Origin of the sequence: Rhizobium sp. WYJ-E13 (assembly GCF_018987265.1) — a bacterium.
Classification (GTDB): Bacteria; Pseudomonadota; Alphaproteobacteria; order Rhizobiales; family Rhizobiaceae; genus Rhizobium.
Window position 1 is genome coordinate 3,272,220 of the sequence record NZ_CP076853.1, and the last position, 26,138, is coordinate 3,298,357.

Here is a 26,138-nt window from a genome sequence, read left to right on the forward strand (position 1 = left end):
ATCTTAAACTGATGATGTCGTCATCGTGCGGTTGAAACCATGCTTGCCGAAATCTCCGCCCTTCTCGTCCCCGTAGCCGCCGCCATCGGCTATTCTTCCTACAAGGCCCGCCAGTTTGAATATGCTTATCCCAATATCGGCGAACTGACCGATATCGGCGGCTATCGCATGAATGCCGTGCATGTGCCTCGCCCGGACAGCGCCGATCTTCCAGCTCTGGTTTTCATTCATGGCGCGAGCGGCAACCTGCTGGACCAGGCTAATGCTTTCCAAGAGCCGCTGGAAGGCCGCGCCGAGATGCTCTTCGTCGATCGCCCCGGTCATGGCTATTCGGAACGCGGCGGGCCGGAAAATGCCCTGCCTTCCGGCCAGGCCGACGCTATCGCCAGGCTGATGGAAAAGCGCGGCATCGAAAGGGCAATCATCATTGGCCATTCCTTCGGTGGCGCGATTGCCGCGGCCTTCGGCGTCCGCCATCCGGGCAAGACGGCAGGTCTTCTCTTCCTCGCGCCGGCATCCCATCCATGGCCGGGCGGCATCGACTGGTATTATCATGTCGCAACGGCGCCGGTTGTCGGCTGGCTCTTCAATCATGCAGTCGTCGTGCCTCTCGGCCTGCACCGATTGGAGCGCGGCACGCTGAACGTCTTCCGCCCCAATCCCCGCCCCGTTGATTACGTCGCCAGAACCGGCCCGTCGCTGGTGCTAAGGCCGCGCGCCTTTTACAACAATGCCGCCGACTTCAAACGGCTCCATGAATACCTGGCGGCCAATGCGCACCACTATTCCGAGATATCAGCACCAACCGTCATCATAACGGGCGACAAGGACGAAATTGTCTGGGAGCACCTGCATTCGCGCGGTCTGGCGCGGGATATCAAGGGGTCCGAACTCATCACGGTCAAGGGCGTTGGCCATAAGCCGGATTATCTTGCGACCGATGTCGCCATCGCCGCTATGGAGAAGATTGCCGGCAAGCCGCGCGACCTTGCAGCGATCGCCCGCAAGGCGGAAGAACGGCTGGCCGGCTCTTCCATCGATCAAACCGTCGGAACGGTGCCGCCATCGATGGTATATTCCGCGCCGTGAATGGAAGCGGCACGCGGCGAGGCCAGGAAGGCAACGAGTTCCGCCACCTCTTCCGGGCGCCCTGGCCGGCCGATCGATATGCCGCCAAGCGAATCCATCAGCAGCTTGCGGCCACTATCTTCGTCGGTACCGGCCTCTTGCGCGATCCGCCGGATCAGCGCTGTTGCGGCAGTGGTCTCGATGAACCCAGGCGCTATGGCATTCACCCGAACGCCCTTCGGTCCGACCTCTTTCGACAATCCCTTGCTGTAAGTCGACAATCCAGCCTTGGCCGCCGCATAGGCGAGCGTCGCTTCATAGAGCGGCAACCGCCTCTGGATCGAGGATATATGGATGATGACGCCGTGGCCACGCTTGATCATGCCGGGCAGAAACGATCGGTCGAGCCGCACCGGCGCCATCAGGTTGGCATTGATGTCCGCCTGCCAGTGCTCATCCGTCAACGCGGCAAAACCACCACTCGGCGCCGACGAGCCGCCGACATTGTTGACGAGAATATCGAGGCCGCCGAAACTGTCGAGCACCGTCGAGACGACGGTATCCACACCCTCCACGGTACTGATATCAGCCTGAATGAAGAGCGCAGGTACCTGCCCCTCGGGCAGCGGCGAGCGTGCAGTCGTCGCAACCTTCGCGCCGGCCGCCGAAAGGCGCTGCACGATTGCCTCACCCATACCCTTTGTACCGCCTGTGACAAGCACCCGCTTGTCAATGAACTCGTTCGGATCGAACGTAAAAGCAGGTGCGACAGTCATGCGTAGATCTCCAGATGCGTGATGACATCGCCGGCAAGTGTGAAGTGATAGTGGAGCGTGACAGGACTGCCTGGAAAATTGCCCGAAACCAATGCCGCCACGATCGGCCTGTCGGCGTCACCGGAAATCTCCCTGGGATCGACCGTCACACGATATTTGCGCGTCGTCTCCTCCATCCATTTGCGGATTTCGGCACGGCCATGCCTGTCTTCGCCTTCGTCGCGTACGCTGGCATCTGCGGCAAAACAGGTGAGCATGCCGTCGACATTCTTTTGATTCTTGGCGGCGTAATAAATCGCCAGCGGTTTCGGAAGCTCGATGTTCACTCGGAAAACTCCTCTTCTGTTGCTTCGCGAAAAGGATGGGCATAAGCTTACCAAATGACAAGAACATACAAAAAAGTATGGTACTTACCAAAAAGTAAGGCGCTGCGATGACACCCTATTCTGCCGCAACCGGCGTCGAGAACGTTCTGAAGATCCTGGAAGGGCGCTGGAAACTCATCATCCTCTTCCACCTGTTCGGCGGCAAGGTGCTGCGCTTTTCCGATCTCGAACGCGCCATCCCCGCCATCTCGCAGAAGATGCTGATCCAGCAGCTGCGCCAGATGGAAAATGACGGCATCGTGCTGCGCATCGTCCACCATCAGGTGCCGCCCAAGGTGGAATATCGTCTGACCGACTGGGGCCAGGCCCTCTGCCCCGCTTTGGACGCTCTGTTGAAATGGGCAGCCTTGAAGGACAAGGACCTCACCGGCATGGTTTTCATTCCGGAAGAAACCGGCGACCGAACTCCCTGATCCGGTCAGGGGTAAGGTGAATGTCGCCGTCGCAGGTCAGGACATGACCGTTTCACGAAGTTGATCGTCTCCACGCCTCTCGACGAACACGACACGAACAAGAAACTCGCCGAGCTTCTCGCCTGATCGTTGTCTCCCGGCGAGGTAACGCCATATCTTTGCCATCGCCGTCCTTCGAGGGGAAATTCATGGACCGCCTTCACAGACAATCCGTCGCCATTCTCGCTGCTATCTCGCTTTGCCTCGCGCCATTGCCAGCCTTTACTGCCTCGCCTGCGCCTGTCGAAGCCGAACATGGTATGGTCGTCACTGCCCAGCACCTGGCAACCGATGTCGGCGTCGACGTGCTGAAGAGTGGCGGCAATGCCGTCGATGCCGCGGTCGCAGTCGGTTATGCGCTGGCGGTCGTTTATCCGACAGCCGGCAATCTCGGCGGCGGCGGTTTCATGACGATCCGCCTGAAAGACGGACGGACGACCTTTCTCGATTTCCGTGAACGCGCGCCGCTCGCGGCAACCGAGACCATGTATCTCGACGCCAAGGGCGACATCGTCCCACGCGCCAGTCTCGACGGCTATCTCGCCGTCGGCACACCGGGTTCGGTCATGGGTTTCGAGACAGCCCGCGAAAAATACGGCACGAAGAAGCGCGAAGAACTGATCGCGCCGGCCCTGAAATATGCAAGGGAAGGCTTCACGCTGGAGCAAGGTGATACGGCAAGCTTTGCCAGCAGCGCCAAGCGGCTCGCCAAGGATGAAGAGGCCGCAAAGATCTTCCTGAAGGCCGGCGGCAGCCCCTATTCGCCCGGTGAAAAACTGGTGCAGCCGGATCTGGCCGCCGTCCTGCAATCGATCTCGGAAAAAGGCCCCGACGCCTTCTATAAGGGTGCACCGGCCGATGCGATCGTCAAGGCGAGCCAGGCCAAGGGCGGCATTCTCGCAAAGGAGGATTTCGAGCAATACAGGGTGCGGGAACTGAAACCGATCGAATGCAATTACCGCGGCTACGACATCATTTCCTCACCGCCGCCCTCCTCCGGCGGCGTTATCATCTGCGAGATCCTGAACGTCCTCGAAGGCTATCCGCTTTCTTATCTCGGCTATGGATCGGCCGAAGCCGTGCATATCATGGTCGAGGCCATGCGTTACGCCTATGTGGACCGCAACGCCGCGCTCGGCGATCCCGACTTCATCGACAACCCCGTCTCCAAGCTGCTGGACAAGAACTATGCCAAGGAGATCCGCGCCAAGATCGATCCCTACAGGGCCGGTACTTCGGCCAATCTGAAGCCGCTCGGCGGCAAGGAAAGCACAGAGACGACGCATTATTCTGTTATCGATGACGAGGGCAATGCCGTCGCGGTGACCTACACCTTGAACGGCTCCTTCGGCGCCGGTGTGGTCGCGCCCGGCACCGGCGTGTTGCTCAATAACGAGATGGACGATTTCACCTCCAAGCCCGGCGTGCCGAATCTCTATGGCCTTGTGCAGGGTGAGGCCAATGCCATCGCACCGAAGAAGACGCCGCTGTCTTCCATGAGTCCGACGATCGTCACCAGGGACGGCAAGCCCTTCATGGTCATCGGCAGCCCCGGCGGTTCGCGCATCATCACCATCACTCTCGAAGCGATTCTCAACGTCGTCGATTTCGGCATGGACATCAGCCAGGCGGTCAATGCTCCACGCATCCATCACCAGTGGCAGCCGGACACCGTCTACCTGGAGCCCTTTGCGCTCTCTCCAGATACTGAAAAGGCGCTTGCCGAGATGGGTTACAAGCTCGCGGGTGGCAATGGTGCTCCGGTCTGGGGACAGGCGGCCGGCATCCTCGTCGGAGGCAAAAGCCTTGCAGCCATCGAGAAGGGTGGCGGCGCCCGCTACAACGGCGCAATGGACAGCCGCGCGACCGAAGGCTCGGCCAACGGTTATTGACAGGCCGGGCTTCAGCGGATCCTGACCCGAACGAAATCGCCGTCGATCTCGACGCGCGGCATAGCGCCCGGCACGCTCGGCTGTCGGGCATCGACCCAGGACGCTTTTGCCGTCACCTTGTAGTCGATCGGTACACTGTCTCCGAACCCGAGATAAGCATCGAGTGCGCGAGCACGGATCGATACTCTTTCGTCCGCTTCGACCCTGTCGAAATCGAGGGAAGCCCGCACGGCATCGGCGCGGATATCGATGCCGCCGGCATGGCCGTCAAAGGTCACGTCAGCCGCTTTTCCGGCAATGGTGAGATCGGAGAAATGGCCATTGAGCCTTGCCGTGAAGGCGCTCTGATCGATCCTGAGAGCCGCACCGGCGGGCACATTGGCATTGACCTCGATCACGCAGTCGGACGGGTCCAGCCAGGACGATGCGGCGATATCGATATGCAGCACCGTGCCGTCGACACGCATGTTGCTGTTGTCACGGCAATCGGCGAAGTACCAGCTCGAATACCAGGATGAGAACCAGCCCTTGCGTCGCCCACTGAGTGATGCCCCATAAGGCTGGTCGCTTCGCGTGGTGATGTTGATCGAGCTGGCATCGCCGCTGATGGCGACGGCCCGTACGCCGGAAAGGTCGGGAATTGCAGTGGTCGACACCTTATCCGGCAATGCGGAAGCGGAGGCTGCCAGAAGCACCGGCATGACGAGAAGAATGGCCATCGGAAATCCGTTCATGATTGCGACCTCCTATCGAGGACGCCGTCAGGATGGATTTCCAGGCCCATTTCGAGACCTCGATCACGATCCGGGTCGACCGCGAACGCAATCGGGTTCATTCTGAGATCATTGTTACTGTTCGGATATCACCGATGATCTTTGTTCCGCTGCCCTTCGTCGTGGCTCTTCTGCTTGCCATCCTGCTCATCCGCATGCTGCGGCAGGGAGATGGATCGCTTGCCGAAAAGCGACCTTTCCTGCTGCTGATCGGGTTCTACGTCCTCCAATCCGTGGTGATCGGCATCCGCTGGGGCTATGACATCATCGAGATCATGCCTCTTCAGTCGTTGATCGCGACAACGATCGCGGCTCTCGCCTGGGTCTGCTTCAAGGGGCTGGCCATGGAAGAGCAGCCCACCCTCTCCCGTTTCTGGCCGCACCTTCTGCCGACGGCCGCAATCGTGGTTCTCATCGCCCTTTATCCTGAGCCGATCAGCCTCGCCATTATCCTGATCTTCCTCGGCTACGGGGCAGCACTGCTCTGGCTTGCCCGGCATGGCCCGGATGCGCTCGTCGCCTCCCGCCTTGACGGTGCAGTGCTTTCCTATCGTTCGCTGCAAATCACCGGCTTCGCCCTCATCGCTTCTGCCATCACCGACGTCATTATCAGCTTCGATTTCACCAAGACCGGTGGCATCCATGCAGGCGCCATCGTCGCGCTCGGGAACGTCATCGCGCTACTGATTCTCGGCACCGCCGCCTCGGTGGCGAGCAGCGGCAGTACAGTCGAAGCGACATCCGCGGAACCGCCACCGCCACCGCCAGCAACGGAGGAAGACGCAGCGGTCGCCGCAGCCCTCGAGGCGCTGATGCGCGCTCGTCAACTCTACCGCGATCCCGAACTCAATCTCAGCCGCATTGCCCGCAGGATGAACCTGCCCGCCCGGCGCGTCTCCACAGCCGTCAACCGCATCCATGGCATGAGCGTTTCGCAATATGTGAACGACCTCCGCATCCGCTCCGCCTGTGAACAACTGGTCGGCACCGATCACTCGATAACCCAGGTGATGTTCGACTCCGGCTTCATCAGCAAGTCCAACTTCAACCGCGAATTCGCACGCATGAATGGCGAAAGCCCGACACAGTTCAGAAAACGGCGCATCCCGCGGGAATCGGGTGGCGCGGCGTCCAATGTCATATTCATGTCACCGTGACAAAGTCGCCGTTCACAAGCAAAGATGCTCGCTCTATGCATGAGCGGCATTCAGCAAAAAGAGATTCCCATGGCTTCCATTGAAATGATCGTTGCCGCCCGGGCTCGCCTGCGCGGTCATGCGCGGCGCACGCCGCTTCTCTCCTCCCCCTTTCTCGATGAAATCGCCGGCCGGCGGCTGTTCGTGAAGGCCGAATGCCTGCAGCACACTGGCTCCTTCAAGTTCCGCGGCGGCTGGTCCGCCGTCTCGGGCATCGATCCGGAACTGCGCAAGAAAGGCGTCATCGCCTTCTCCTCCGGTAACCATGCACAGGGTGTCGCCCTTGCTGCCCGCATGCACGGCATCCCCTCTGTCATCATCATGCCGAGCGACGCGCCGAAGCTGAAGATCGCCAATACGCGGGCCTTCGGCGCCGAAGTCGTACTCTACGACCGCGCCAATGAAGACCGCGACGAGATCGGCGCAAAGCTTTCGGCCGAACGTGGATTGACGCTCATCAAGCCCTTCGATGAGCCGCTGGTCATTGCCGGCCAGGGCACCACCGGGCTGGAAATCGCCGAACAGACGGAAGAGGAAAGCGTCAAGAATGCCGAAGTCCTCGTTCCCTGCGGCGGCGGCGGCCTGAGTTCGGGCATCGCCCTGGCATTGGAAGCAAGCGCACCGGGTTTTCGCGTCCGGCCCTGCGAGCCGGAAAATTTCGACGACACGACGCGCTCGCTTGCCTCGGGTAAGATCGAGCGCAATGCTTCGCTCACGGGCTCGATCTGCGATGCGATCGTAACGCCGCAACCGGGCAACATCACCTTCCCGATCCTGAAACGCCTGGCCGGACAAGGCGTTGTCGTCACCGACGATGAAGCGCTGCGCGCTGTCGCACTTGCCTTCACCCGCCTCAAGATCGTCGTCGAGCCAGGCGGGGCCGTTGCCCTTGCCGCTGCACTCTTCCACGGCGACCAGTTGGACAGCGATACGGCTGTGGTCGTCACCTCAGGCGGCAACATCGACGCCGGCGTGTTTACCACAGCGCTGGAGCGCTTCGGCTAAAAGCCGGCAACTTAACGACGAAGACCCTGATCGCGATCGGCGACGACCTCGATCATGATCGGGGTCTCCCTCACCTGAAAAACAGCGAAACCTCGTCTCGCCGCCATGTGGCGGTCTTCGCTCCGAGGTTTTCATGATACATCTTCTCATCCTGCTGCTCTCGGCCTGCCTTCTTGCCGCCAACACTCCGGTACATACGGCCGACACTGTCGGTCTGTCCTTTTTCTCGGTTCCCGTGCCGGAACGCGGCGGCATCATGGACATCACGCTCTGGTATCCGGCGACGGCGGGCGGAACGCCCGTCCTGGTCGGCGACAGTCCGATTTTCAAAGGCGAGGCCGCGCAACAGGGCGCACCTGCCGCTGCCGGCAGCCATCCTTTGATCCTGCTTTCGCATGGCGGTCTGAAATCCGGGCCGTTCATTGGCGCCTGGATGGCATCGCGCCTCGCCTCGAAGGGCTTCGTTGTGGCAATGATGCGCCAGCCGGATCCGCAGACGATGACGAGCGAGGAAAGCCTCCACGAGATATGGCTGCGGCCCGCTGATCTCTCCGCGGCTCTGACCGCAATCGAGAAGGGCGGCACGCTGCCTGCAAAGATAGACCGCAACCGTATCGGCGTGCTGGGCTTCCTTGTCGGCGGGACATCCGCGCTTTCGATTGCTGGCGGTCACCTCGATCCGGAAAGCTTCGCGCGCTCCTGCAATGCCGATGGCACAGGCGTCGACTGCACCGAGTTCGCCAGTGCCGGTATCGATCTCCATTCCATCGACAGGCAGAAGCTCACCCGCTCCCATCTCGATCCGCGGGTGAAGGCGGTCGTCGTCATCGATCCTGAATTCGGCGCCAGCTTCGCGCCTGAAAGCCTCACGCGCATATCGATCCCCGTCCGACTGATCAATCTCGGCACCCCGGAAACCATCTGGCCAGGGCTGCGCGCGTCAGGCCTGAAGGACGCAATACCCAACGCACGTTACGATCTCCTGACGGACGCTTCGCAATATAGCGCCTTCAGCGAATGCAAACCGTCAGGTGCCGCCATCCTTCGGGAGGAAGGTGAAGAGCCTCTCTGCGATGATTCCAAGGAAACAAGTCGGACGGCTATCCATGATCGCCTTGCGGAGATGGTGGCAGAGGCTTTCAGTACGAACCTCCCTCAATAGAAAACATCGTCCGCAGCGACCTGCCGCGGACGATGCCGTTCTCTGTCGATCGCCGTTATGCGACCTTGTAGCGCGGGGCCGGCGCCGAGCGAGACAGGTTCGGCATCAGCGCCTGGCGTGCCTGTTCATATGCGGCGAGTAGGCCGGCATCTTCGAGCGCCGGGATCGTCGCAAATTCACCCTCGGCAAGACCTGCCAGTGACGCGTCGACCATATTTTCAACTGACATGACGATCTCGCCCGGCAGATGCTCGACCGGCGTGCCGGCAATGCCCCAGAACTCTGTGGCGGTGGCGCCTGGCAACACGACCTGGACGCGGATATTCTTGTCGGCAAGCTCATGCTTCAGCGACTGGCTGAAGGCGAGCACGAAGGCTTTCGTACCGCCATAGACGCCGTTCAGGATCTCAGGCGCAATCGCCACGATCGAGGCGATGTTGATGATGGTGCCGCCACCGCGTGCAGCCAAACCGGGCACGGCGGCATAGGTCAGCCGCATCACTGCCGTAACGTTGATATCGACCATCTCCTGCATCTTGTCGACGTCGGAGGCGAGCAGCGGCGCGGTTCCGCCAAAGCCGGCATTGTTGACCAGCATCGTGATGCTCTGGTCTTCCTTCAGCACCTTCTCGACCTTGGCAAGATCGTCCTGCTTGCCGAGATCGGCGGACAGCGTCTCTACGGTCCGGCCGGTCTCATCGCTCAGCCGGCTCGCCAGCGCCTTCAGCCGATCACCGTTGCGGGCGACGAGGATGAGGTTGTAACCCTGCTTTGCCAGCCGGTGGGCATAGATCGCGCCAATGCCCGAAGAGGCGCCCGTGACCAGCGCCGTACCCTTATGTTCGTGTGCCATGATCGTTTCTCCATCTGGTGCGCCGGCCCGATTGCCTTGCGCTTGAGGAGAGTTTTACGCCCAATTGCTCACGTCCTAAATGTCATATATACCACCTTTTAAGACATCCACTTTCCAGGACATGATGACGATGCAGCAAATCGGCTTCCTGCTCTTTCCCGGCTTTCAGATCATGAGCCTCGCTGCCGCCTCGGCCTTCGAATTCACCAATCTCGAGATCGGCGAAAAGGTCTACGACATCCATTATCTCTCAGAGACCGGCGGCCCCATCGCCAATTCTCTCGGTATGATCGTCGAGACAGAAGCTTTCGGCGATCCCGCTTTCGACACACTGATCGTTACGGGTGCGCCCGACATCAAGCTTCCCAACGAGGCGGAAGCAAAGTTCATTCGCGCCGCACTTGCCGCCACCCGTCGCCTCGCCTCGATCTGCACCGGTGCCTTCCTGCTTGCCGATGCCGGCGTCCTTGATGGCCGCCGCGCCACAACTCACTGGTATCTCGCCCGCGAACTGCAAAACCGCTACCCCGAGATCCGGATGGAAGAGGACCGCATCTACATCATCGACGGCTCAGTCTGGACCTCGGCGGGCATGACGGCGGGTGTCGATCTGGCTCTTGCCATGGTCGAGAAAGATCATGGCCTGGAAATCGCCCGCGCCGTTGCCCGCAAGCTAGTCGTCTATCATCGTCGCGCCGGTGGCCAGTCGCAGTTTTCCGCCCTTCTTGAACTGGAACCGAAATCCGACCGCATCCAGAAGGCGCTCGCGCACGCGCGCAGCAATCTGAAATCCACGCTTTCAGTCGAAGAGCTGGCCGAGGCCGCGCATCTCAGCCCCCGTCAGTTCAGCCGCGCCTTTCGGGCCGAAACGGGCCAGTCGCCGGCAAAGGCCGTCGAGAACCTGCGCCTGGAAGCGGCTCGCCTGATGATGGAGCAGGGCCGCCATCCAATCGATACCGTCGCTCGTGAAACCGGCTTTGCCGATCGCGAGCGTATGCGCCGCGCCTTCCTGCGCGCCTTCGGCCAGCCGCCGCAGGCAATCCGCCGGGCGGCACAACAGGAAATGCAGGCGTGATGTAACCGGCAGAGCTAGAGGCCTCCGCCCCGATCAAAAGCATCGTCCGCCACCGTCAAGAATCGCAGGTGGAGGAGGTGGAGGGGGTGGCGGAGGTTTTCTCCTAAGACTAGCCGGAGACCTTGCCAGACCGCTGGCGTAGGTGGCATCCGGCAGGTTTCAGCAAAGAACCTCCTCCACTTGATTTAAATACATATATATCAATGGCTTGAACCGGCGGAAATAACCTCCGCCGAACCTCCTCCATTGAAGGTGAACCTCCGCCACCAAGCCCCTTTTGGGCGCAAAATGGCGCCCCTTCTTGTATCAGAGCATCTCCTGGGGGAGGTTCCCTGAAGTGGAGGAGGTTCCGATACCAAGCAACCTCCTCCACATCTGCCATGCCGCACAAACCTGTGCAGCCGTCTTGCGATAAGCCTCAACCTTGCTGGAGCGCCCTGCGGATGGCGATTTCGACAGGCGAATAGGCGCCGTCTTCACGCACAAGCTTTAGCGGCTCCGATGGCGCAAGAGCCGGCTGGGCCATGAAGCGCGGCTCCTTGCCGCGATGCATTTGCGCCGCATGGATGAGGAACGGATGGCACAGATAGACCGTGCCCGCCTGCCCTGTCGCCAGGGCAAGCGGCCTGTCTTCACCGACATGCTCCAGCCTCAGATACGCCATGCCGGCTTCGCCTGCCGGCTCCAGCATCCTTGCGATATCCTTGTGCGATCCGACCCGGATACGCGTCGGCGCGTCTTCTTCGCCGACATCCGAGAACAGGAAAAGCATCAGGAGCGCCCGTCCGCGCGAGGTGACGTTCACTCGCCAGGCGGAAAAATCCCGCTGCTCATCTGGGTCGCCGTCGTCTCCCGGAAAGCTCAGATCCACATGCCAGCCGGCATCGCCGGGATCATCAGGATGCGGGAAGCGGACCGGGAAGCTGCCAAGACCGCTGCGCGGTTCCCAGCGTCCCTTGCCCACGAGCTGATCGAAAGCCGAATGCAGCAGGGGCGTATTGACCGCCGCATTGAACGGTCCGCCGCCATAGCCGGCCAGCCGGACGACCGGCTGCACCCAAGTCTTTGAATCGTCGGGATCGAAAAGAATGTCCCGCCACATGATGGCGCGGGCTTCCTCGGCCACGTCGCGGGGAAAAGCATCGTCGATGCGAACGAAGCCATCCTCGATGAATTGTTCGATCTGCGCGGCCCTGAGCGCCGGCGGATAACCAGTGGATGTCATGAAATATCTCTCTATCGCCGAACCCTGTCGGCATTGTCCATCGGCCGGATGCAGGGTGGTTACAGTCCACGGCAACGCCCCAGCCAGCAGGCTGGTGAAGCGGCCGCATCTTCCTTTGCCCGAGGGCAGAGCCTTAGAGGCTCAAGAAGAAGACCGTAGCGATGTTGAGAGCGATCATTTTCATAGCGATGGGAGGCTACCGGCTTCCGCAAGCAGGGTCAATATTTCACCCGAACCTTCGCAGCGCCTTCTCCTGATCGGATGGGATAGAAATGTCTCGCACCGCCTCATGCACCGACTGCAGCACCAATTCCGCCAGCCGGCTCGTTGCAGCATCCGGCTCCGCTTCCGCTCGATGCAAGACCAGCCCCAGGTCAGGCAGTTCCGGCAGGCCGGCTTCCCCCGGCGCCAACATCCGCACCTTGGCAGGCAGCCCGATAGGCGTGCGCACCGTAATACCCAATCCTGCAGCGGTTGCCGCCCAGAGACCGCCGAGGCTTGGACTGACGAAGGACAGCCTCCAGGAGATACCGGCCTCGTCCAGCACCTTCGTCGCGGCATTCCTGAGCAGGCAGGGTGCCTCCAGCGAAGCAAGCGGCATCGGCTCACCGCTTCCAGCCGCCCATGCCGGCAAGCCGTTCGCCGGGCCGATCCAGCGCATCGGCACATCGGCGATATGCTCGCAATGGGCGGTCAAAGTGCCGACGCTCCAGGCGAGTGCAATATCGAGCTTGCCCGTCGTCACCCGTTCCAGAAGCTCGGCATTGCGCACCACTCGCGCCTCGATCCGCACCTTCGGATGTGCCCGGGCGAAGCGTCCGAGCACTTCAGGCAGCAGGTTCTCACCGAAATCCTCCTGCAGGCCGAGCCGCACCCAGCCCTCCAGCTCGACGCTCTGCACCGCCGCGACCGCTTCGTCATTCAGATCGAGCAACCGCCGGGCATAGGCAAGCATTGTCTCACCGGCTTCCGTCAGGGCCAATCCCCGTCCCGATTTGCGGAAGATCGGCGTGCCGGCCTGCTCCTCCAGCCTTTTTAGCTGTGCACTGACGGCGGATGTCGATCGTCCCAGCCGATCCGCCGCCCTGGCGAAATTGCCGAGATCCACGCCGGTCGCGAAGGTTCTCAGTACATCGAGATCGAACGTAATCCGCCTCATCCTACAATCCCATTTTAATGGACTATAAATCCATAAAATTCTGATTTTCTGCATTATCGTGGCGTGAGATGCTTCTCCAGTCAAGTCACACAACAAGGAGGCATCCAATGCCGTTTGCTCGTATCTCCCTTCTGAGGGGAAAGTCGCCGGACTATCTGCGCGCGCTTTCGGACAACATCCACAAGGCCATGGTGGAGACCTTCAACGTGCCGCCTGCTGACCGCTTCCAGATCATCCATCAGCACGAGCCGGGCGAATTGATCTTCGACCGCAATTACCTCGCCGGCCCGCGCTCGGATGATTTCGTGCTGATCGCGATCACGACTGGCAAGCCGCGCACGACCGAAATGCGCAAGGCTTTCTTCCGCCGAACCGTCGAACTGCTGCAGCAATCGTCCGGCCTGCGCCCGGAAGATGTGATGATCGTCATCTCGACCAGCGAACCGGACGAATGGTCCTTTGGCGACGGTCTGGCGCAGATGGCCGAGCCCGGCTGGGAAGCCCGCGCCATGGGAGCTCCATCATGAGCGAGGCCAACCCGAAGACCATGACCATCCGCCGCCCCGGTAGTGCCGTTCGTTCTCCCGAAGGTATTTCGAATGCGCCCTTCTGGGTCGAAATGCTGCTCGACAGTCATATCGACGGCGAAAACACCGCCATGCGCGCAACCCTGGATCCTGGCACGGTCACCCACTGGCATACGCATCCGCGCGGCCAGTTTCTTTATGTCCTCTCCGGCGTCGGTCTCGTGCAGCGGGAGGGTGAACCAGTCGAGGAAGTCAGAACCGGTGATGCAATATGGTTCGCTCCAGACGAGCTTCACTGGCACGGGGCAACAGCTGGCAGCCCTTTCAGCTATCTCAGCATCCAGGGTTTTGAGAAGGGACGCTTCGTCGACTGGTCTGACAGTGAGGAGGCGCAGCCATGATGGCCATGCAATATTCCTTCACCTTGCCGGCAGATTACGACATGGAGATCATCGATCGCCGTATCCGCGACAAGGGTCCTGCTATGGACGGCTTCCCGCATCTGGGCTTTAAGGCCTTTCTGAGCGCTCGGCGGGGCGAATACGGCAGCCGCGAAAATCTCTATGCGCCCTTCTATCTCTGGAAGCAGCCGGAAGGCGCCGGCGACTTCATCTGCGGCCCCGGCTTTGCTGCGCTGACGGACGCCTTCGGCCGGCCGCGCATTCGCCACTGGATCGTCTGGAGTGCGCAGGTCTTGTCCGACCTCGCCAATACCCGCTTCGCCGACTGCGAATATCGCGCCATCGAGCCGTATGCCCAACTGCCCCACCTGCGACAGCAGGAGGTTGCCCTGGCAAAGCAGGAAACCGGCGGCAAACATGTCCTCGCCCGCATCGCCGCCTTCGATCCGCATGACTGGACGATAGTACGTTTCGGCCTCTATGCAGAGGCGCCTCCCGCCTCAGGCACCAATCAGATCTATCGCGTCGGCCACCTCTCCCGCGGCTGAAGCACTTAAAGCGAGATCAACAAAAAAGCGCCCCTCTTTCGAGGAGCGCTTCGCATTTTCTAGCTTGAAAACGATCAGATGCCGCTCTGGCCGTCGGAACCGATATAGGCGATGCGCAGCATATTGGTCGCGCCCGGTGTGCCGAGCGGCACGCCGGCGGAGATGATGATGCGATCGCCCGGCTTGCCGAAGCCTTCCGCGGCAACGATTCGGCAAGCGCGATTGACCATGTCGTCGAGGTCGGTCGCATCATGCGTGACGACGCAATGCATGCCCCAGACGACGGACAGGCGGCGTGCCGTCTTGATAATCGGCGACAGAGCGATGATCGGCACCTGCGGACGCTCGCGCGAAGCGCGCAGGCCGGTCGTGCCCGAAGAGGTGTAACAAACGATGGCCGACAGCTTCAGCGTCTCGGCGATCTGGCGGGCGGCAAGCGAGATAGCATCCGCGCCGGTTGCTTCCGGCTGGGCGCGCTGCGCGTAGATGATGCCGGGATAGTGCGGATCCTTCTCCACCGTGCTCGCAATCGAGGCCATCATCGAGACGGCTTCGACCGGATAAGCGCCGGATGCGGATTCGGCCGACAGCATGATCGCATCCGCGCCTTCGAAGACGGCGATGGAAACGTCAGACACTTCGGCTCGGGTCGGAACCGGCGAAGAAATCATCGATTCCAGCATCTGCGTGGCGACGATGACAGGCTTGCCCGAACGGCGGCAGGAGCGGATGAGCTGCTTCTGAATGCCAGGAACAGCTTCGAGCGGCATTTCGACACCGAGGTCGCCGCGGGCGACCATCAGCGCGTCGGAAAGCTCGATGATTTCTTCGATGCGTTCCAGAGCCTGCGGCTTCTCGATCTTCGACATGATGCCGACGCGGCCACGGGCGATCTTGCGCACTTCGGCGAGGTCATCGGGGCGCTGGACGAAAGAGAGCGCCACCCAGTCGACGTCGTCGGTCGCAAGAACAGCGTCGAGGTCGGCACGATCCTTATCGGTCAGCGCACCGACGCCGAGCAGCGTGTCGGGCAGGCTGACGCCTTTGCGGTCGGAAATGCTGGTGCCGGCGATGACGGTCGTGACAATGCTCTTGCCATCGCACTTTTCAGCGCGCAGCGCCAGCTTACCGTCATCAATCAGCAGCCGGTGACCCGGCTGAACGGCTTCGAGAATTTCAGGATGCGGCAGGAAAACGCGCGTATTGTCGCCGGGGGTATCGTTGCTGTCGAGCGTGAAGGTCTGGCCGGGCTTCAGTTCCACCTTAACATTGGCGAATTTGCCGACGCGCAACTTCGGACCCTGAAGGTCCGCCAGAATGCCGATCGGCCGGCCAGACCGGGCTTCGACGGCGCGAATGCGCTGCACGAGCATACGCATCACATCATGGCTCGCATGGCTCATGTTGATGCGGAAAATATCCGCCCCTGCCTGGTGCAGCTTCTCGATCATCGATTCCTCGGAGGAGGCGGGGCCGAGGGTGGCGAGGATTTTAACTTTGCGGTTACGCTTCATCAATTCTGGCTTTCTTGCGTCCCTGGGGTGTCGGAGAGTTGAACCATCCAGCTACCCTGGCGGCCCGTATCGTATTCCTTGAATCCCATCTTTTGATAACCCCGGGCATAGCAGTCCTGCACGCCCGCGATCTTGAATTCATTTTCCGCCACGCACATCTGCACGTCACCCGTCCATCGGCCTCCCCGGGCGGCATCTTCTGCATAGAGGTAATAATAACGCGACTGTAATTCTCCCTCGATCAGCGTGGCGCAGGTCGTTGCCGGCACCTGCCACCAGCCCTCCGTGATCCAGCCTTCCTTCGCGCGATATCCGATCGCAACGCCAACCAGATTTTGCGTACCATTGCATACACGGAAATCCGCGCGCGCGGCATCGGCGATGAAGAACGGCGAAACGGCTGCAAGAGCGAACAATGCGAGACGGACCAGCGGCCCGGACCGCGTGAGGAAACTTGGCGCGGCTTGGATCAACACGGCTCCCAAATAGCTCCACGGTTATTCGTTGTCCGTGTCTTCTTGCGCCGCCGTCAAGCGAAAGTCAACGCGATGCTAATCGATTATATTTCCTTTCATAACCGTCTGCTGAGCGCATCCCGTCGCGCTGACCCTGCCCATCGCGCTTGAACCGGCCGAACGCGCATGCAATCACTGGCCGAAGACGCGAAATGACAATCGGCAATTTCCTGATGAACCACTTCCAATCCTTCGAAACCCTACCCGGCCAACATGACAAAGGCATGGTGATCCTCGGCGATCATGCCATGAACCGCCTGCCCGAACGATATGGACGGCTCGGCCTGCCGGAAAGCGCCTTTCTCAGGCATATTGCTTACGACATCGGCATCGAGGGCCTGACCCGCCGGCTTTGTGCGCAACTGGGCGTACCGGGTGTACTCGGCGGTTTTTCGCGCCTGCTGATCGACCCCAACAGAGGTGAGGATGATCCGACCCTGGTCATGAAGATATCTGATGGCGCCATTATCCCCGGCAACCATCCAATCACCCGGGAAGAGTGGAATTACCGGATCGAGGCCTTTCACAGACCCTATCACAATGCCGTGTCGGAGACGATCGACAGGGTGGCGAATGCGACCGGCAAGGCGCCGCTGGTGCTCTCCTTGCACTCCTTCACGCCCGCCTGGAAGGGCGTTCCCCGCCCTTGGCATGCCGCAGTGCTTTGGGATAGCGACGACCGCGCCGTTCGTCCATTGCTTGACAAACTGCGCGCCGATCCCGATCTCCTCGTCGGTGACAACGAACCCTATGACGGTGCGCTGAAGGGTGACACCATGTACCGCCATTGCATGATCACGGGCATCCCACACGCGCTTCTGGAAGTGCGCCAGGACCTCATCGGCAACGACACCGGCATCGAGGAATGGGCGGCGCGTCTGGCCCCTATCTTTGCCGACATGAACGCCGATCCAGCCCTTCATGCATACAGCGTGCACGCTTCACGCACCGGCCCCTATTGAGTAAAAGGACCTGGCCCATGACCACGCTCAGCAAGGAACAGAAGACGGAATTCGAGGCTGCCGCCTTCCGCCGGCTGATCGCGCATCTTCGCGAACGAACCGACGTGCAGAATATCGATCTGATGAATCTTGCCGGCTTCTGCCGAAACTGCCTGTCCAACTGGTATCGTGAGGCTGCGGAAGCTGAAGGCATCGCCGTCACGAAGGACGAATCGCGCGAGATCGTCTACGGGATGCCCTACGAGGACTGGAAGAACCTTCATCAGACGGAAGCATCGCCTGTGCAAAAGGCAGCTTTTGAGGTGAACAACCCGCATAAATAGGCCATGCGGACTCAAATCGCCTTGACGCTGGCTGCACTTCGCGGCAGTCACTGGCGGCCGAATGCATATCCCGAAATCAGGAGAACACGATGTCTGATGCACATGGCGTCGCCCGCGATCAGCTCCGCGCTTTTGTCGAGCGTATTGAACGCCTGGAAGAAGAAAAGAAAACAATCGCCGACGACATCAAGGACGTCTATGGCGAAGCCAAGGGCATGGGCTTCGACACCAAGATCCTCAAGAAGGTCGTTGCGCTCCGCAAGAAGGACGAGCAGGAACGGATGGAGGAAGATGCGATCCTCGACACCTACCTGCACGCCCTCGGCATGATCGAATCCCCGCCGGAAGGCTGAGTATCAGTCATCTGCTTTTCCCGAGGAGCCACCGCTTTGGTGGCTTTTCTTTTGGTCCCATCAAAATGTCGGCACCAATTTTCGCCTTGCCGGCAGCCACAAAAGCAAAAGCCGCCGGACATTGTTCGGCGGCTTTTGCTTGTTCGGGTATAAGCGGATCAGCGCGTGTTGAACTTGCGCACTTCCATGAAATTGACGGCCGTGCCGCTGAAGCGGGCGGGATCGACCGAAGCAGTCTTCTGGAAGCCTTCGGCATAAACCGCGGTCGGCTGGGCGCGCAGCGTCTGACTGACAAAACGTGGGGCCTGGACCTTTTTGGAGGCCATTTCCAGGCGGGCGTTGGTGAGAGCCCACTGCGAGATCATCTTCTGCGTCAGCTTCGGCTCCGTACGCACCGTCTGGCGGCTTTCATCGGCAGCCACCGCTTCCTGCTTCGTCGGACGGCCACCCTTGGTGGGCAGGCCCTGCGCAACCGGACTGTCGACGACAGTAGGCTTCGGCGCTACGACCGGTGCAGCAAAGCTCGCAGACTTCGCCATCGGCGCGAGTGCGGCAAGCTGTAGCGGCGGCTTGTCGAGTGCCGGCGGGTTCTTCGGCGCGGCAGCGTTGATCGCCTGCTCCACTGTCTGCGGCTCAGAAGGCGCGTTCAAAGCAACCTGCGTGTCTCCGCTCTCATCCTGCTGCTTTGCAAGTGCTGCCACCATGGCTGGCGAAAGCGTATCCTGATCAGCCTCGTCTTCCGCTGCTTCAGGATCGGCATTCTGTGCAGCAAGCAGGTTTTCGGCAACGGCCGGACGCTCGACTGGGGTCGGAACGCCCGCCGACATCAAGTTCGGATCGACGGAGGCGAGTTCGGCATCCCCCGGAGCACGACGCTGCCCAAGGAGCGACGGAACCGGAATGCTGTAACCGCTAAGATCTGCGAAATGCTCCGGTCCCTGCGGCTGGCCCGCCGGCATGGCGGCAAGAGCCTGCTGGGCGGCGTTACCCGCAGACGGCGGCACCAGGGCATTGGCAACCTCGTTGCCGGCAAGCTGGTTGCTGAAAGCCGGGCGAACCTGCGGCACCGGTGCGTTCACGCTTGCGACTTCGGTCTGCGGCTGAGGTTCATCAACTGCCGGGACAGCCTCAGCCTTCGGCGGTGTTGCCTTGGCGACAGCCACCGGTGTGCTATCCTCCGAATTATCCTCTTCCTCGTCGGCGCCGCCACCAAAGAGGTAGGCAAACAGTGTCTTCTGCTTGCGAGGTGCGTCATCGGAAACGGAAGCGCCGGCGCTTGCCATCATGATCTGGCTGCCGTTTGCCATGCGGCGCTTGTAATCGGCCATCGCCTGCTGATAACCCGGCAGCGGCTTGCCATCCGCGGGGATATGGATGGTATTTCCATCAGGGAAGAGCCTGACGAGTTCGTCACGACTCATGCGCGGCCAGGCGCGAACGCCGCCGACATCCATATGCACGAAAGGCGAACCGGACTTCGGATAGAAACCGACGCCGCCAACCTGCATCTTCATGCCGATACCGCGCAGCGTGGCGAGCTTCACGTCGGGAATGAAGAAGTCCATCGCCTTGCCGAGCATGTGCTGGCTCTTTTCGGCGACACCGGACTTACGCGAACGGCCACGCAACATCTCGTTGGTGGCAGGCGAGCGGAAACCGCAGACGACGTTGATGTAATCCCTCGAGCCGGACTGGCGGTAAACTTCCCAGATGAGGTCGAAGAGGCGCGGGTCCATCTTCGTCGGCTGATTCTTGCGCCAGTCGCGAAGGAAGCGGTTGAGCTGCTCCAGACCCTTCGGGTCGAACTTGCCGTTGCGCTTGTAGGTGATGACCGCCTTTTCGCCGGTATGAATGAAATAGAGCTTCAGGCTGCGGGTATCGCCTGCAGCCTGAGACGGTGTGCTTACGAATACAGGCGAGGAAACCGCGAGCGCAAGAAGGGCGGCCGCTGCCGTCCTAACTGCCTTTCCGCCAATCTTGGCGCACAAACGCCAACTCAAGCGCGAAAGCTTGGTATTCCCATTCAAATTCGGCAACTCGATCCCCGTCAGACAGTCAATGTCCCGTGCTGTCTCAAATGGCTGTCAATTGCGGTCACACGATGGCAAAAATGCCACACATGATCAACCTTTTCTTTACATAGTGAACGAGCCGCTAACAAGTGGTTTATGGCGAGTAACCAAACATGGTTGCCTATTTCTTAACAAAAACGCCTCTATGCCGCATCTTTCTGAGGATTATCGGGGTCGATACCATAATCCTTGAGTTTCCGATAAAGTGTGGATCGCCCGATGCCTAGCTTTCTTGCCACTTGACTCATTTGCCCGCGATAAAACTTCAACGCGAAACGAATCAGTTCTTCCTCGACATCGGCAAGACGGCGGACGTCACCGGACTGATTGACGCTTGGGATCGCGTTGTCGGGCGCCTCCGGACCGCGGCGCATCGTCTCGGCGACGGATACCGTCTGATAATCCTCGGGGAATTCGGCATCCGGATCGAGATGCGAATTATCGGCGACGAGCGCCAGGTGATCCACGACCTCGTAGTTCGGAAGCTGGGCGGCGATCTGCGGGAAGTCCGATTCGGCCAGTTCCGGACCTTCGGCAAGCACGACGGCGCGAAAGATCGCGTTTTCGAGCTGGCGGATATTGCCCGGCCAATCATAAGCGGTCAGCAGCGCCAGCGCGCCGGCATTGGCCGTCATGCGGCGGCCGTTCTTCTGCTCGCTGGAGAAGCGATCGGTAAAGACGCGCACCAGATGAGGAATATCTTCCTTGCGTTTGCGCAGTGCTGGAATGGTGATCGGGAAGACGTTCAGGCGATAGTAGAGGTCCTCGCGGAATCGGCCGTTTTTGACCTCTTCGATCAGATCCTTGTTCGTCGCCGAAATGAGGCGGACGTTCACCTTGTGCGCAGTGCGCGCGCCGACGGTCTCGATCTCGCCCTGCTGGACGGCCCGCAGCAGCTTCACCTGCACTTCGAGCGGCAGGTCGCCGATCTCGTCGAGGAAGATGGTGCCGCCATCGGCTTCCATGAATTTGCCGATATGCTTTTCGGTCGCACCGGTAAAGGCGCCCTTTTCATGGCCGAAGAGAATGCTTTCGACGAGATTATGCGGAATGGCGCCGCAATTGACCGTCACGAAAGGCTTGTTGGCCCGGTCACCGGCCGACTGGATCGCACGCGCCACCAGTTCCTTGCCGACGCCCGATTCACCTTCGAGCACAACTGGGATGTTGGACTGCGAGGCGCGCTGCGCCAGATCGATGACGCGGATCATCGCCGGGCTTGCCGAAACGATATCGTCGAAGCCGACAGAGCCCGCACGCGATCGGCGGCCCGCACGGGCCTTCACCTCGCGCTGGTCGAGCTTCATCGCATTTGAAATGGACGTGTTGATCCGTTCCGGAGAGACCGGCTTGACAACGAAATCGAAAGCGCCAGCGCGCATCGCCTGCACGACCGTCTCGATGCCGCCCTGTCCTGTCTGGACAATGACCGGAATCGGCGTGCCAAAATCATGCATCGCTTCGAGAAATTCGAGGCCAGTCATTTCCGGCATCATCAGATCGAGCACGATGACATTGAAAAGCCCAGGATCGCGCTTCACCATTTCCAGCCCAATGCGGCCGTTTTCGGCCTGATGCACCACATGGCCGCTGCGCTCGATAGCGTTCTTGAGCAGACGGCGCTGGACGGGGTCGTCCTCGACCACAAGGATCTGCCCTGCCCCTTTGAGCTCATTGTAACCGGTCATTGTCGCCTCACTTCATGCGAAACCATAGAGCGCACTCTGACAGAAAGGCTTGAACATCCAGTTTTGAGAAACAATTGCATTTTAACGACTACGACAGGCCGTTTTCGTGCCGTAACAGGGCCTTTTTCGCGCCGAAAAACCCTTGCTGACAGGCGTTACGACGCTTAGACAGTCAAACCTGTTATAAAAGAGAAAGAGGAACCGCCCCATGAGACACACGCTTGCGCACGCCGATCTTCACCTTTCGGCAACGGCTCCCGCCGCAGCGGCAGCCCCGGCTCTGGGCGAGCTTCCGACCTGGAAGCTGCAGGATCTTTACCCTTCGGCCACCTCCACCGCCTTCGTCTCCGATATGGAAAAGGCCGGCAAGGCTGCTTCGGATTTCGAGGACAAATGGAAGGGCAAGCTTGCCGACGCGGCCGAAAAGAAGGGCGAGGAAGGCATCGGCCAGGCGCTGAAGGAATATGAGGCGCTCGATGAGATCATGGGCCGCCTCGGCTCCTTCGCCGGCCTCACCTATTTCTCTGATACCTCCAATCCTGCAAACGGCAAGCTCTACGGTGATGTTCAAGCCAAACTGACAGAATATTCCGGCCGCCTGCTTTTCTTCGCGCTGGAGCTGAACCGCATCGACGATGCTGTTATCGATGCCTGCATGACGAACGATCCGCTTGCCGGCCATTACCGCCCCTGGCTGGTCGATCTGCGCAAGGACAAGCCGTATCAGCTCGAAGACAAGCTGGAGCAGCTCTTCCTCGAAAAGTCGATGACGAGTGCTGCCGCCTTCAACCGCCTGTTCGATGAAACGATGGCAGAACTGCGTTTCGAGGTCGACGGCGAAAAGCTGCCGCTCGAAGTGGCGCTGAACATGCTTCAGGAAAAGGATCCGGAGGTACGCCGCAAGGCGGCGATGGCGCTCGCCGAAACTTTCAAGACCAATATCCGCACCTTCACGCTCATCACCAATACGCTCGCCAAGGACAAGGAAATCGCCGATCGCTGGCGCGGCTTCGAAGACATCGCCGATAGCCGCCATCTGGCAAACCGCGTCGAGCGCGAAGTCGTCGATGCCCTCGCCGCAGCTGTGAAGGAGGCCTATCCGCGCCTCTCGCATCGCTATTACAAGATGAAGGCGAAATGGCTCGGCATGGATCAGATGAATTTCTGGGATCGCAATGCGCCGCTTCCGGAAACCTCGAACGCCCTCATCTCCTGGTCCGAAGCCAAGGACACCGTGCTTTCCGCCTACGCCAATTTCGCGCCGGAAATGGCTGATATCGCCAGGCGCTTCTTTGATGAACAGTGGATCGATGCGCCCGTTCGCCCCGGCAAGGCGCCGGGCGCCTTCGCCCATCCGACTGTTCCGTCCGTCCATCCCTATGTACTCGTCAACTATATGGGCAAGCCGCGCGATGTCATGACGCTTGCCCATGAACTCGGCCACGGCGTGCATCAGGTCCTTGCCGGCGCGCAAGGTGCCCTCATGTGCCAGACGCCGCTGACCCTTGCCGAAACCGCTTCCGTCTTCGGCGAGATGCTGACCTTCCGCGCACTGCTGGACCGGACGACTGACAACCGTGAACGCAAGGCGATGCTGGCCCAGAAGGTCGAGGACATGATCAACACGGTCGTGCGCCAGATCGCCTTCTACGAATTCGAGCGCAAGGTCCACACCGCCCGCAAAGCCGGCGAACTGACCTCAGACGACATCGGCGAGTTCTGGCTCTCCGTCCAGTCTGAAAGCCTCGGCCCGGCCATCAAGATTTCCGAGGGCTACGAGACCTATTGGGCCTATATTCCCCACTTCATCCATTCGCCCTTCTATGTCTATGCCTATGCTTTCGGCGACTGCCTGGTGAACTCGCTCTACGCCGTTTACCAGAAGGCCGAGACGGGCTTTCGGGAGAAGTATTTCGAACTGCTGAAAGCCGGCGGCACCAAGCATCATTCCGAACTGCTGAAGCCCTTCGGCCTCGACGCGACCGATCCTTCCTTCTGGAGCAAGGGCCTGTCGATGATCGAAGGCCTGATCGACGAACTCGAGGCACTGGACAAGGCATAAGACCGCCCAGACCCGCAGCTTCGCTGGAAAGGCAATGGCAGCGCCCGACCCCTTCATTTTGTTCCGGGACGATACGACCGGCGAAGTCATGCTCTTCGCCGGCCCCGAAGATATCATCATCGCCCGCAAGCGCGCGGAATTCCTGCCGGCGCTCAAGCGGATGGAGGAGGCGCGAAAAGCCGGCAAATGGATTGCCGGTTATCTCGCCTATGAGGCAGGCCATCTTTTCGAAAAAAAACTCTATCCCTTTGCTGAAGAAAACCGAGAGACGCCGCTGTTGCTATTCGGCGTCTTTGATGCGCCGCAGCCGGATGATCATCCTCTCGCAAGGCCGCGGCAGCGCCACGAAAACGGGGAATTCCTGACCGCACCGAAGGCCGGTTGGAATTTCGCTATATATAAAGAGCGTTTCGAACGCCTCCACCGGCATCTGCGCCTCGGCGATATCTATCAGGCCAACCTGACGATGCCGATCGAAGCCCGCTGGAGCGGCGATCCGCTCGCCGCCTTCTGGTCGCTGATCGACCGCCAGCCTGTGAAATACGGTGCGTTTGTCAATCTCGGCGGCCCCATCATTCTTTCTCGCTCTCCGGAACTGTTTTTCCGTACCGACGAGAATGGCTGGATCGAGACGCATCCCATGAAGGGCACGGCCAAACGCGGTGCGACACCTGCCGAAGATGCCGAAATCGTCGAAGCGATGAAGGCCGACATCAAGACGCAGGCGGAGAACCGCATGATCGTCGATCTCTTGCGCAACGATATCTCACGCATCACCGAAGTCGGTACGCTCGACGTTCCCAAACTCTTTGACATTGAGACTTATGCCACAGTCCACCAGATGGTGAGTCACGTGCAGGCGAAGCTCCTGCCCGATCTTTCCGTCAGCGACATATTCGCCGCACTCTTCCCCTGCGGCTCGATTACCGGCGCGCCGAAGATACGCGCTATGGAAATCCTCCACGACCTCGAAGACACGCCGCGTGATGCCTATTGCGGCGCGATCGGCATGATCTCGCCCGGTGGCGCCATGCGCTTCTCCGTCAGCATCCGCACTATGACGCTGTTCGATAGCGGCAGGGCCGTCTTCAATGTCGGCGGTGGCATCGTCTTCGATTCCACCGCCGCAGCGGAATTTGAGGAATGCCTGCTCAAGGCCCGCTTCGCCGTCGGCGACCAATGGATTGCCCGATGACAGATCTTTCGCTGATCGAAACGCTGCGCTGGCAACCGAACGAAGGGTTCATTCGCCTGCGCCTGCATCTCGCCCGCCTCTCTCGCTCCGCCCGCCGCATCGGTTTTCCCGAGCCGCTGGATGCGGCTGCCAAGTTGGAAGATGCGCTGAAGGGGGAGCACGAACCGCGCCGTGTCAGGCTGACGCTTGACCATCAGGGCCATATCGACGTTACCACGGCGCCCTTCGTCCCGCTTCCGCCCGACGCCGTCTGGACCCTCCGTATCTCGAACACCCGTATCGATTCCGCCGACAGGCTGCTGCGCATCAAGACCACGCGCCGTGGCATCTACGAGGCAGCACGCGCCGAGTTCACACAGCAACAGGCGGATGAAGTCATCCTGCTCAATGAGCGGCAGGAAGTCTGTGAGGGAACCATCACGTCCGTTTTCCTTGATGACGGTACCGGCATTCTCAAGACACCGCCGATCTCCTGCGGCCTACTCGCTGGCGTGCTGCGCACCGAGCTCATCTGCCAGCGCAAGGCCCGCGTTGGTCGCATCACGCTCGATGATCTCGACAATGATACGCTTTACGTTGGAAATTCGCTGCGCGGGCTGATCCGCGCCACGCTGCAAAAGGACTGAGCATGTTTATTCTCTCCCTGACCTATGTGAAGCCGAACGAAGAGGCCGATAGGCACATGGAGCCGCATATGGCGTGGGTAAAGGAGGGATATGCCAGGGGCTGGTTCCTCGCCTCCGGCCGCAAGGTGCCGCGCACCGGCGGCGTCATCCTCGCCGTCGGCGACCGCGCGTTGATCGAAACCTATGTGGCGTCCGATCCCTTTATCATTCATGGCGTCGCCGAATATGACGTCACCGAAGTCGCGCTGACCACGGTGACCGAAGGGCTGGAGGCTTTGAAACGCTGAGCCGCAACCGCGCCGGCTGGTTATCGGTCTCAAAAGGGAGCGG

Annotated in this window: 27 protein-coding genes; 17 read left to right on the forward strand and 10 right to left on the reverse strand. The window is 60.4% G+C overall.

All coding sequences use genetic code 11. The annotated features are described in order from the left end of the window. The first annotated feature begins 39 nt into the window (after nt 1–39). The gene (locus KQ933_RS16405; protein ID WP_216755861.1) at nt 40–1,089 is read left to right on the forward strand and encodes an alpha/beta fold hydrolase; all 1,050 of its coding nucleotides are present in this window, start codon (nt 40–42) and stop codon (nt 1,087–1,089) included. Here the strand turns inward: KQ933_RS16405 and KQ933_RS16410 are convergent. Beyond that, nucleotides 1,041–1,844 (reverse strand): SDR family oxidoreductase, encoded by an 804-nt coding sequence (locus KQ933_RS16410; RefSeq protein ID WP_216755862.1) that lies wholly within the window; start codon nt 1,842–1,844, stop codon nt 1,041–1,043. The two genes, KQ933_RS16405 and KQ933_RS16410, sit on opposite strands and share 49 nt — an antisense overlap. Next, nucleotides 1,841–2,170, reverse strand: coding sequence for a nuclear transport factor 2 family protein (locus tag KQ933_RS16415; RefSeq protein WP_216755863.1), 330 nt, complete (start codon nt 2,168–2,170; stop codon nt 1,841–1,843). The genes KQ933_RS16410 and KQ933_RS16415 overlap by 4 nt, the downstream gene beginning before the upstream one ends. A gap of 107 nt (nt 2,171–2,277) precedes the next feature. Between KQ933_RS16415 and KQ933_RS16420 the strand changes: the two genes are divergently transcribed. Then, complete coding sequence (locus KQ933_RS16420) at nt 2,278–2,643, forward strand: helix-turn-helix domain-containing protein (RefSeq protein ID WP_216755864.1); 366 nt, start codon at nt 2,278–2,280, stop codon at nt 2,641–2,643. Between the two features lie 188 nt (nt 2,644–2,831). Further along, a complete protein-coding gene (gene ggt, locus KQ933_RS16425) occupies nt 2,832–4,574 on the forward strand; it encodes a gamma-glutamyltransferase (RefSeq protein WP_216755865.1) in 1,743 nt (580 codons plus the stop codon). Between the two features lie 11 nt (nt 4,575–4,585). Here ggt and KQ933_RS16430 read toward each other — a convergent pair whose 3' ends face one another. Further along, nucleotides 4,586–5,308, reverse strand: coding sequence for a hypothetical protein (locus tag KQ933_RS16430; protein ID WP_253958249.1), 723 nt, complete (start codon nt 5,306–5,308; stop codon nt 4,586–4,588). A gap of 134 nt (nt 5,309–5,442) precedes the next feature. Between KQ933_RS16430 and KQ933_RS16435 the strand changes: the two genes are divergently transcribed. From KQ933_RS16435 to KQ933_RS16445, 3 genes are all read left to right on the forward strand, one after another. Beyond that, the gene (locus tag KQ933_RS16435) at nt 5,443–6,504 is read left to right on the forward strand and encodes a helix-turn-helix domain-containing protein (protein ID WP_216755866.1); all 1,062 of its coding nucleotides are present in this window, start codon (nt 5,443–5,445) and stop codon (nt 6,502–6,504) included. 69 nt (nt 6,505–6,573) lie between these two features. Then, nucleotides 6,574–7,548, forward strand: coding sequence for a threonine/serine dehydratase (locus KQ933_RS16440; RefSeq protein ID WP_216755867.1), 975 nt, complete (start codon nt 6,574–6,576; stop codon nt 7,546–7,548). Nucleotides 7,549–7,681: 133 nt separating this feature from the next. Then, nucleotides 7,682–8,710: a dienelactone hydrolase gene (locus KQ933_RS16445; protein WP_216755868.1), complete on the forward strand. Its 1,029-nt coding sequence runs from the start codon at nt 7,682–7,684 to the stop codon at nt 8,708–8,710. Nucleotides 8,711–8,765: 55 nt separating this feature from the next. On the opposite strand, the gene KQ933_RS16450 is transcribed toward KQ933_RS16445, so the two are convergent. Next, on the reverse strand, nt 8,766–9,563 hold the full coding sequence (locus tag KQ933_RS16450; RefSeq protein ID WP_216755869.1) for an SDR family oxidoreductase: 798 nt from the start codon (nt 9,561–9,563) through the stop codon (nt 8,766–8,768). 130 nt (nt 9,564–9,693) lie between these two features. Between KQ933_RS16450 and KQ933_RS16455 the strand changes: the two genes are divergently transcribed. Beyond that, nucleotides 9,694–10,638, forward strand: coding sequence for a GlxA family transcriptional regulator (locus KQ933_RS16455; RefSeq protein WP_216755870.1), 945 nt, complete (start codon nt 9,694–9,696; stop codon nt 10,636–10,638). 418 nt (nt 10,639–11,056) lie between these two features. Here the strand turns inward: KQ933_RS16455 and KQ933_RS16460 are convergent, their stop codons facing one another. Continuing rightward, the gene (locus KQ933_RS16460) at nt 11,057–11,863 is read right to left on the reverse strand and encodes a phytanoyl-CoA dioxygenase family protein (RefSeq protein WP_216755871.1); all 807 of its coding nucleotides are present in this window, start codon (nt 11,861–11,863) and stop codon (nt 11,057–11,059) included. A 226-nt stretch (nt 11,864–12,089) separates the two neighbouring features. Continuing rightward, the gene (locus KQ933_RS16465; protein WP_216755872.1) at nt 12,090–13,022 is read right to left on the reverse strand and encodes a LysR substrate-binding domain-containing protein; all 933 of its coding nucleotides are present in this window, start codon (nt 13,020–13,022) and stop codon (nt 12,090–12,092) included. A 107-nt stretch (nt 13,023–13,129) separates the two neighbouring features. On the opposite strand from KQ933_RS16465, the gene KQ933_RS16470 reads away from it, so the two are divergent. Genes KQ933_RS16470 through KQ933_RS16480 form a run of 3 tightly spaced genes read left to right on the forward strand, consistent with a single transcriptional unit; the run spans nt 13,130 to nt 14,498 of the window. After that, on the forward strand, nt 13,130–13,549 hold the full coding sequence (locus KQ933_RS16470; protein ID WP_216755873.1) for a tautomerase family protein: 420 nt from the start codon (nt 13,130–13,132) through the stop codon (nt 13,547–13,549). After that, the gene (locus tag KQ933_RS16475; RefSeq protein WP_216755874.1) at nt 13,546–13,950 is read left to right on the forward strand and encodes a cupin domain-containing protein; all 405 of its coding nucleotides are present in this window, start codon (nt 13,546–13,548) and stop codon (nt 13,948–13,950) included. Before KQ933_RS16470 ends, KQ933_RS16475 begins: the two co-directional genes overlap by 4 nt. Next, nucleotides 13,947–14,498, forward strand: a complete 552-nt coding sequence (locus KQ933_RS16480) for a DUF4865 family protein (protein ID WP_216755875.1) — start codon at nt 13,947–13,949, stop codon at nt 14,496–14,498. The genes KQ933_RS16475 and KQ933_RS16480 overlap by 4 nt, the downstream gene beginning before the upstream one ends. A gap of 74 nt (nt 14,499–14,572) precedes the next feature. On the opposite strand, the gene pyk is transcribed toward KQ933_RS16480, so the two are convergent. Together pyk and KQ933_RS16490 are read right to left on the reverse strand one after the other, a co-directional pair. Then, nucleotides 14,573–16,012, reverse strand: a complete 1,440-nt coding sequence (gene pyk / locus KQ933_RS16485; protein ID WP_216758929.1) for a pyruvate kinase — start codon at nt 16,010–16,012, stop codon at nt 14,573–14,575. Next, nucleotides 16,012–16,497 (reverse strand): DUF1036 domain-containing protein, encoded by a 486-nt coding sequence (locus KQ933_RS16490; RefSeq protein WP_216755876.1) that lies wholly within the window; start codon nt 16,495–16,497, stop codon nt 16,012–16,014. Before KQ933_RS16490 ends, pyk begins: the two co-directional genes overlap by 1 nt. A gap of 203 nt (nt 16,498–16,700) precedes the next feature. Here KQ933_RS16490 and KQ933_RS16495 point away from each other — a divergent pair, with 203 nt between their 5' ends. The 3 genes from KQ933_RS16495 (at nt 16,701) to KQ933_RS16505 (ending at nt 18,165) form a co-directional block, all read left to right on the forward strand. Further along, the gene (locus tag KQ933_RS16495; RefSeq protein ID WP_216758930.1) at nt 16,701–17,489 is read left to right on the forward strand and encodes an N-formylglutamate amidohydrolase; all 789 of its coding nucleotides are present in this window, start codon (nt 16,701–16,703) and stop codon (nt 17,487–17,489) included. Between the two features lie 17 nt (nt 17,490–17,506). Further along, nucleotides 17,507–17,812, forward strand: coding sequence for a DUF1244 domain-containing protein (locus KQ933_RS16500; RefSeq protein ID WP_216755877.1), 306 nt, complete (start codon nt 17,507–17,509; stop codon nt 17,810–17,812). 89 nt (nt 17,813–17,901) lie between these two features. Next, nucleotides 17,902–18,165, forward strand: coding sequence for a DUF2312 domain-containing protein (locus tag KQ933_RS16505; protein ID WP_007822869.1), 264 nt, complete (start codon nt 17,902–17,904; stop codon nt 18,163–18,165). Nucleotides 18,166–18,323: 158 nt separating this feature from the next. Here KQ933_RS16505 and KQ933_RS16510 read toward each other — a convergent pair whose 3' ends face one another. Both KQ933_RS16510 and KQ933_RS16515 read right to left on the reverse strand, forming a co-directional pair. Beyond that, nucleotides 18,324–20,201 (reverse strand): DUF882 domain-containing protein, encoded by a 1,878-nt coding sequence (locus KQ933_RS16510; RefSeq protein WP_216755878.1) that lies wholly within the window; start codon nt 20,199–20,201, stop codon nt 18,324–18,326. 179 nt (nt 20,202–20,380) lie between these two features. Then, entirely contained in the window at nt 20,381–21,925 is a 1,545-nt protein-coding gene (locus KQ933_RS16515) for a sigma-54 dependent transcriptional regulator (protein ID WP_216755879.1), read from the reverse strand. Nucleotides 21,926–22,133: 208 nt separating this feature from the next. Here KQ933_RS16515 and KQ933_RS16520 point away from each other — a divergent pair, with 208 nt between their 5' ends. The 4 genes from KQ933_RS16520 to KQ933_RS16535 are packed head-to-tail and all read left to right on the forward strand — an operon-like array spanning nt 22,134 to nt 26,095. Next, the gene (locus tag KQ933_RS16520) at nt 22,134–23,987 is read left to right on the forward strand and encodes a M3 family oligoendopeptidase (RefSeq protein WP_216755880.1); all 1,854 of its coding nucleotides are present in this window, start codon (nt 22,134–22,136) and stop codon (nt 23,985–23,987) included. 34 nt (nt 23,988–24,021) lie between these two features. After that, the gene (locus KQ933_RS16525; protein ID WP_216755881.1) at nt 24,022–25,182 is read left to right on the forward strand and encodes an aminodeoxychorismate synthase component I; all 1,161 of its coding nucleotides are present in this window, start codon (nt 24,022–24,024) and stop codon (nt 25,180–25,182) included. Continuing rightward, entirely contained in the window at nt 25,167–25,808 is a 642-nt protein-coding gene (locus KQ933_RS16530) for an aminotransferase class IV family protein (protein WP_216758931.1), read from the forward strand. Before KQ933_RS16525 ends, KQ933_RS16530 begins: the two co-directional genes overlap by 16 nt. A 2-nt stretch (nt 25,809–25,810) precedes the next feature. Further along, nucleotides 25,811–26,095 (forward strand): YciI family protein, encoded by a 285-nt coding sequence (locus KQ933_RS16535; RefSeq protein ID WP_216755882.1) that lies wholly within the window; start codon nt 25,811–25,813, stop codon nt 26,093–26,095. Nucleotides 26,096–26,138 lie beyond the last annotated feature (43 nt).

Excerpts from the sequence above, each read along its gene's own strand:
- KQ933_RS16435 (WP_216755866.1), top strand. The coding sequence starts at position 5,443 with ATGATCTTTGTTCCGCTGCCCTTCGTCGTGGCTCTTCTGCTTGCCATC.
- KQ933_RS16530 (WP_216758931.1), top strand. The coding sequence starts at position 25,167 with ATGGATTGCCCGATGACAGATCTTTCGCTGATCGAAACGCTGCGCTGG.
- pyk (WP_216758929.1), bottom strand. The coding sequence starts at position 16,012 with ATGAAGCGTAACCGCAAAGTTAAAATCCTCGCCACCCTCGGCCCCGCC.
- KQ933_RS16405 (WP_216755861.1), top strand. The coding sequence starts at position 40 with ATGCTTGCCGAAATCTCCGCCCTTCTCGTCCCCGTAGCCGCCGCCATC.
- KQ933_RS16455 (WP_216755870.1), top strand. The coding sequence starts at position 9,694 with ATGCAGCAAATCGGCTTCCTGCTCTTTCCCGGCTTTCAGATCATGAGC.
- KQ933_RS16440 (WP_216755867.1), top strand. The coding sequence starts at position 6,574 with ATGGCTTCCATTGAAATGATCGTTGCCGCCCGGGCTCGCCTGCGCGGT.
- KQ933_RS16450 (WP_216755869.1), bottom strand. The coding sequence starts at position 9,563 with ATGGCACACGAACATAAGGGTACGGCGCTGGTCACGGGCGCCTCTTCG.
- KQ933_RS16410 (WP_216755862.1), bottom strand. The coding sequence starts at position 1,844 with ATGACTGTCGCACCTGCTTTTACGTTCGATCCGAACGAGTTCATTGAC.
- KQ933_RS16460 (WP_216755871.1), bottom strand. The coding sequence starts at position 11,863 with ATGACATCCACTGGTTATCCGCCGGCGCTCAGGGCCGCGCAGATCGAA.
- KQ933_RS16465 (WP_216755872.1), bottom strand. The coding sequence starts at position 13,022 with ATGAGGCGGATTACGTTCGATCTCGATGTACTGAGAACCTTCGCGACC.
- KQ933_RS16495 (WP_216758930.1), top strand. The coding sequence starts at position 16,701 with ATGAACCACTTCCAATCCTTCGAAACCCTACCCGGCCAACATGACAAA.
- KQ933_RS16420 (WP_216755864.1), top strand. The coding sequence starts at position 2,278 with ATGACACCCTATTCTGCCGCAACCGGCGTCGAGAACGTTCTGAAGATC.
- KQ933_RS16505 (WP_007822869.1), top strand. The coding sequence starts at position 17,902 with ATGTCTGATGCACATGGCGTCGCCCGCGATCAGCTCCGCGCTTTTGTC.
- KQ933_RS16480 (WP_216755875.1), top strand. The coding sequence starts at position 13,947 with ATGATGGCCATGCAATATTCCTTCACCTTGCCGGCAGATTACGACATG.
- KQ933_RS16515 (WP_216755879.1), bottom strand. The coding sequence starts at position 21,925 with ATGACCGGTTACAATGAGCTCAAAGGGGCAGGGCAGATCCTTGTGGTC.
- ggt (WP_216755865.1), top strand. The coding sequence starts at position 2,832 with ATGGACCGCCTTCACAGACAATCCGTCGCCATTCTCGCTGCTATCTCG.
- KQ933_RS16470 (WP_216755873.1), top strand. The coding sequence starts at position 13,130 with ATGCCGTTTGCTCGTATCTCCCTTCTGAGGGGAAAGTCGCCGGACTAT.
- KQ933_RS16500 (WP_216755877.1), top strand. The coding sequence starts at position 17,507 with ATGACCACGCTCAGCAAGGAACAGAAGACGGAATTCGAGGCTGCCGCC.
- KQ933_RS16430 (WP_253958249.1), bottom strand. The coding sequence starts at position 5,308 with ATGAACGGATTTCCGATGGCCATTCTTCTCGTCATGCCGGTGCTTCTG.
- KQ933_RS16475 (WP_216755874.1), top strand. The coding sequence starts at position 13,546 with ATGAGCGAGGCCAACCCGAAGACCATGACCATCCGCCGCCCCGGTAGT.
- KQ933_RS16525 (WP_216755881.1), top strand. The coding sequence starts at position 24,022 with ATGGCAGCGCCCGACCCCTTCATTTTGTTCCGGGACGATACGACCGGC.
- KQ933_RS16520 (WP_216755880.1), top strand. The coding sequence starts at position 22,134 with ATGAGACACACGCTTGCGCACGCCGATCTTCACCTTTCGGCAACGGCT.
- KQ933_RS16445 (WP_216755868.1), top strand. The coding sequence starts at position 7,682 with ATGATACATCTTCTCATCCTGCTGCTCTCGGCCTGCCTTCTTGCCGCC.
- KQ933_RS16535 (WP_216755882.1), top strand. The coding sequence starts at position 25,811 with ATGTTTATTCTCTCCCTGACCTATGTGAAGCCGAACGAAGAGGCCGAT.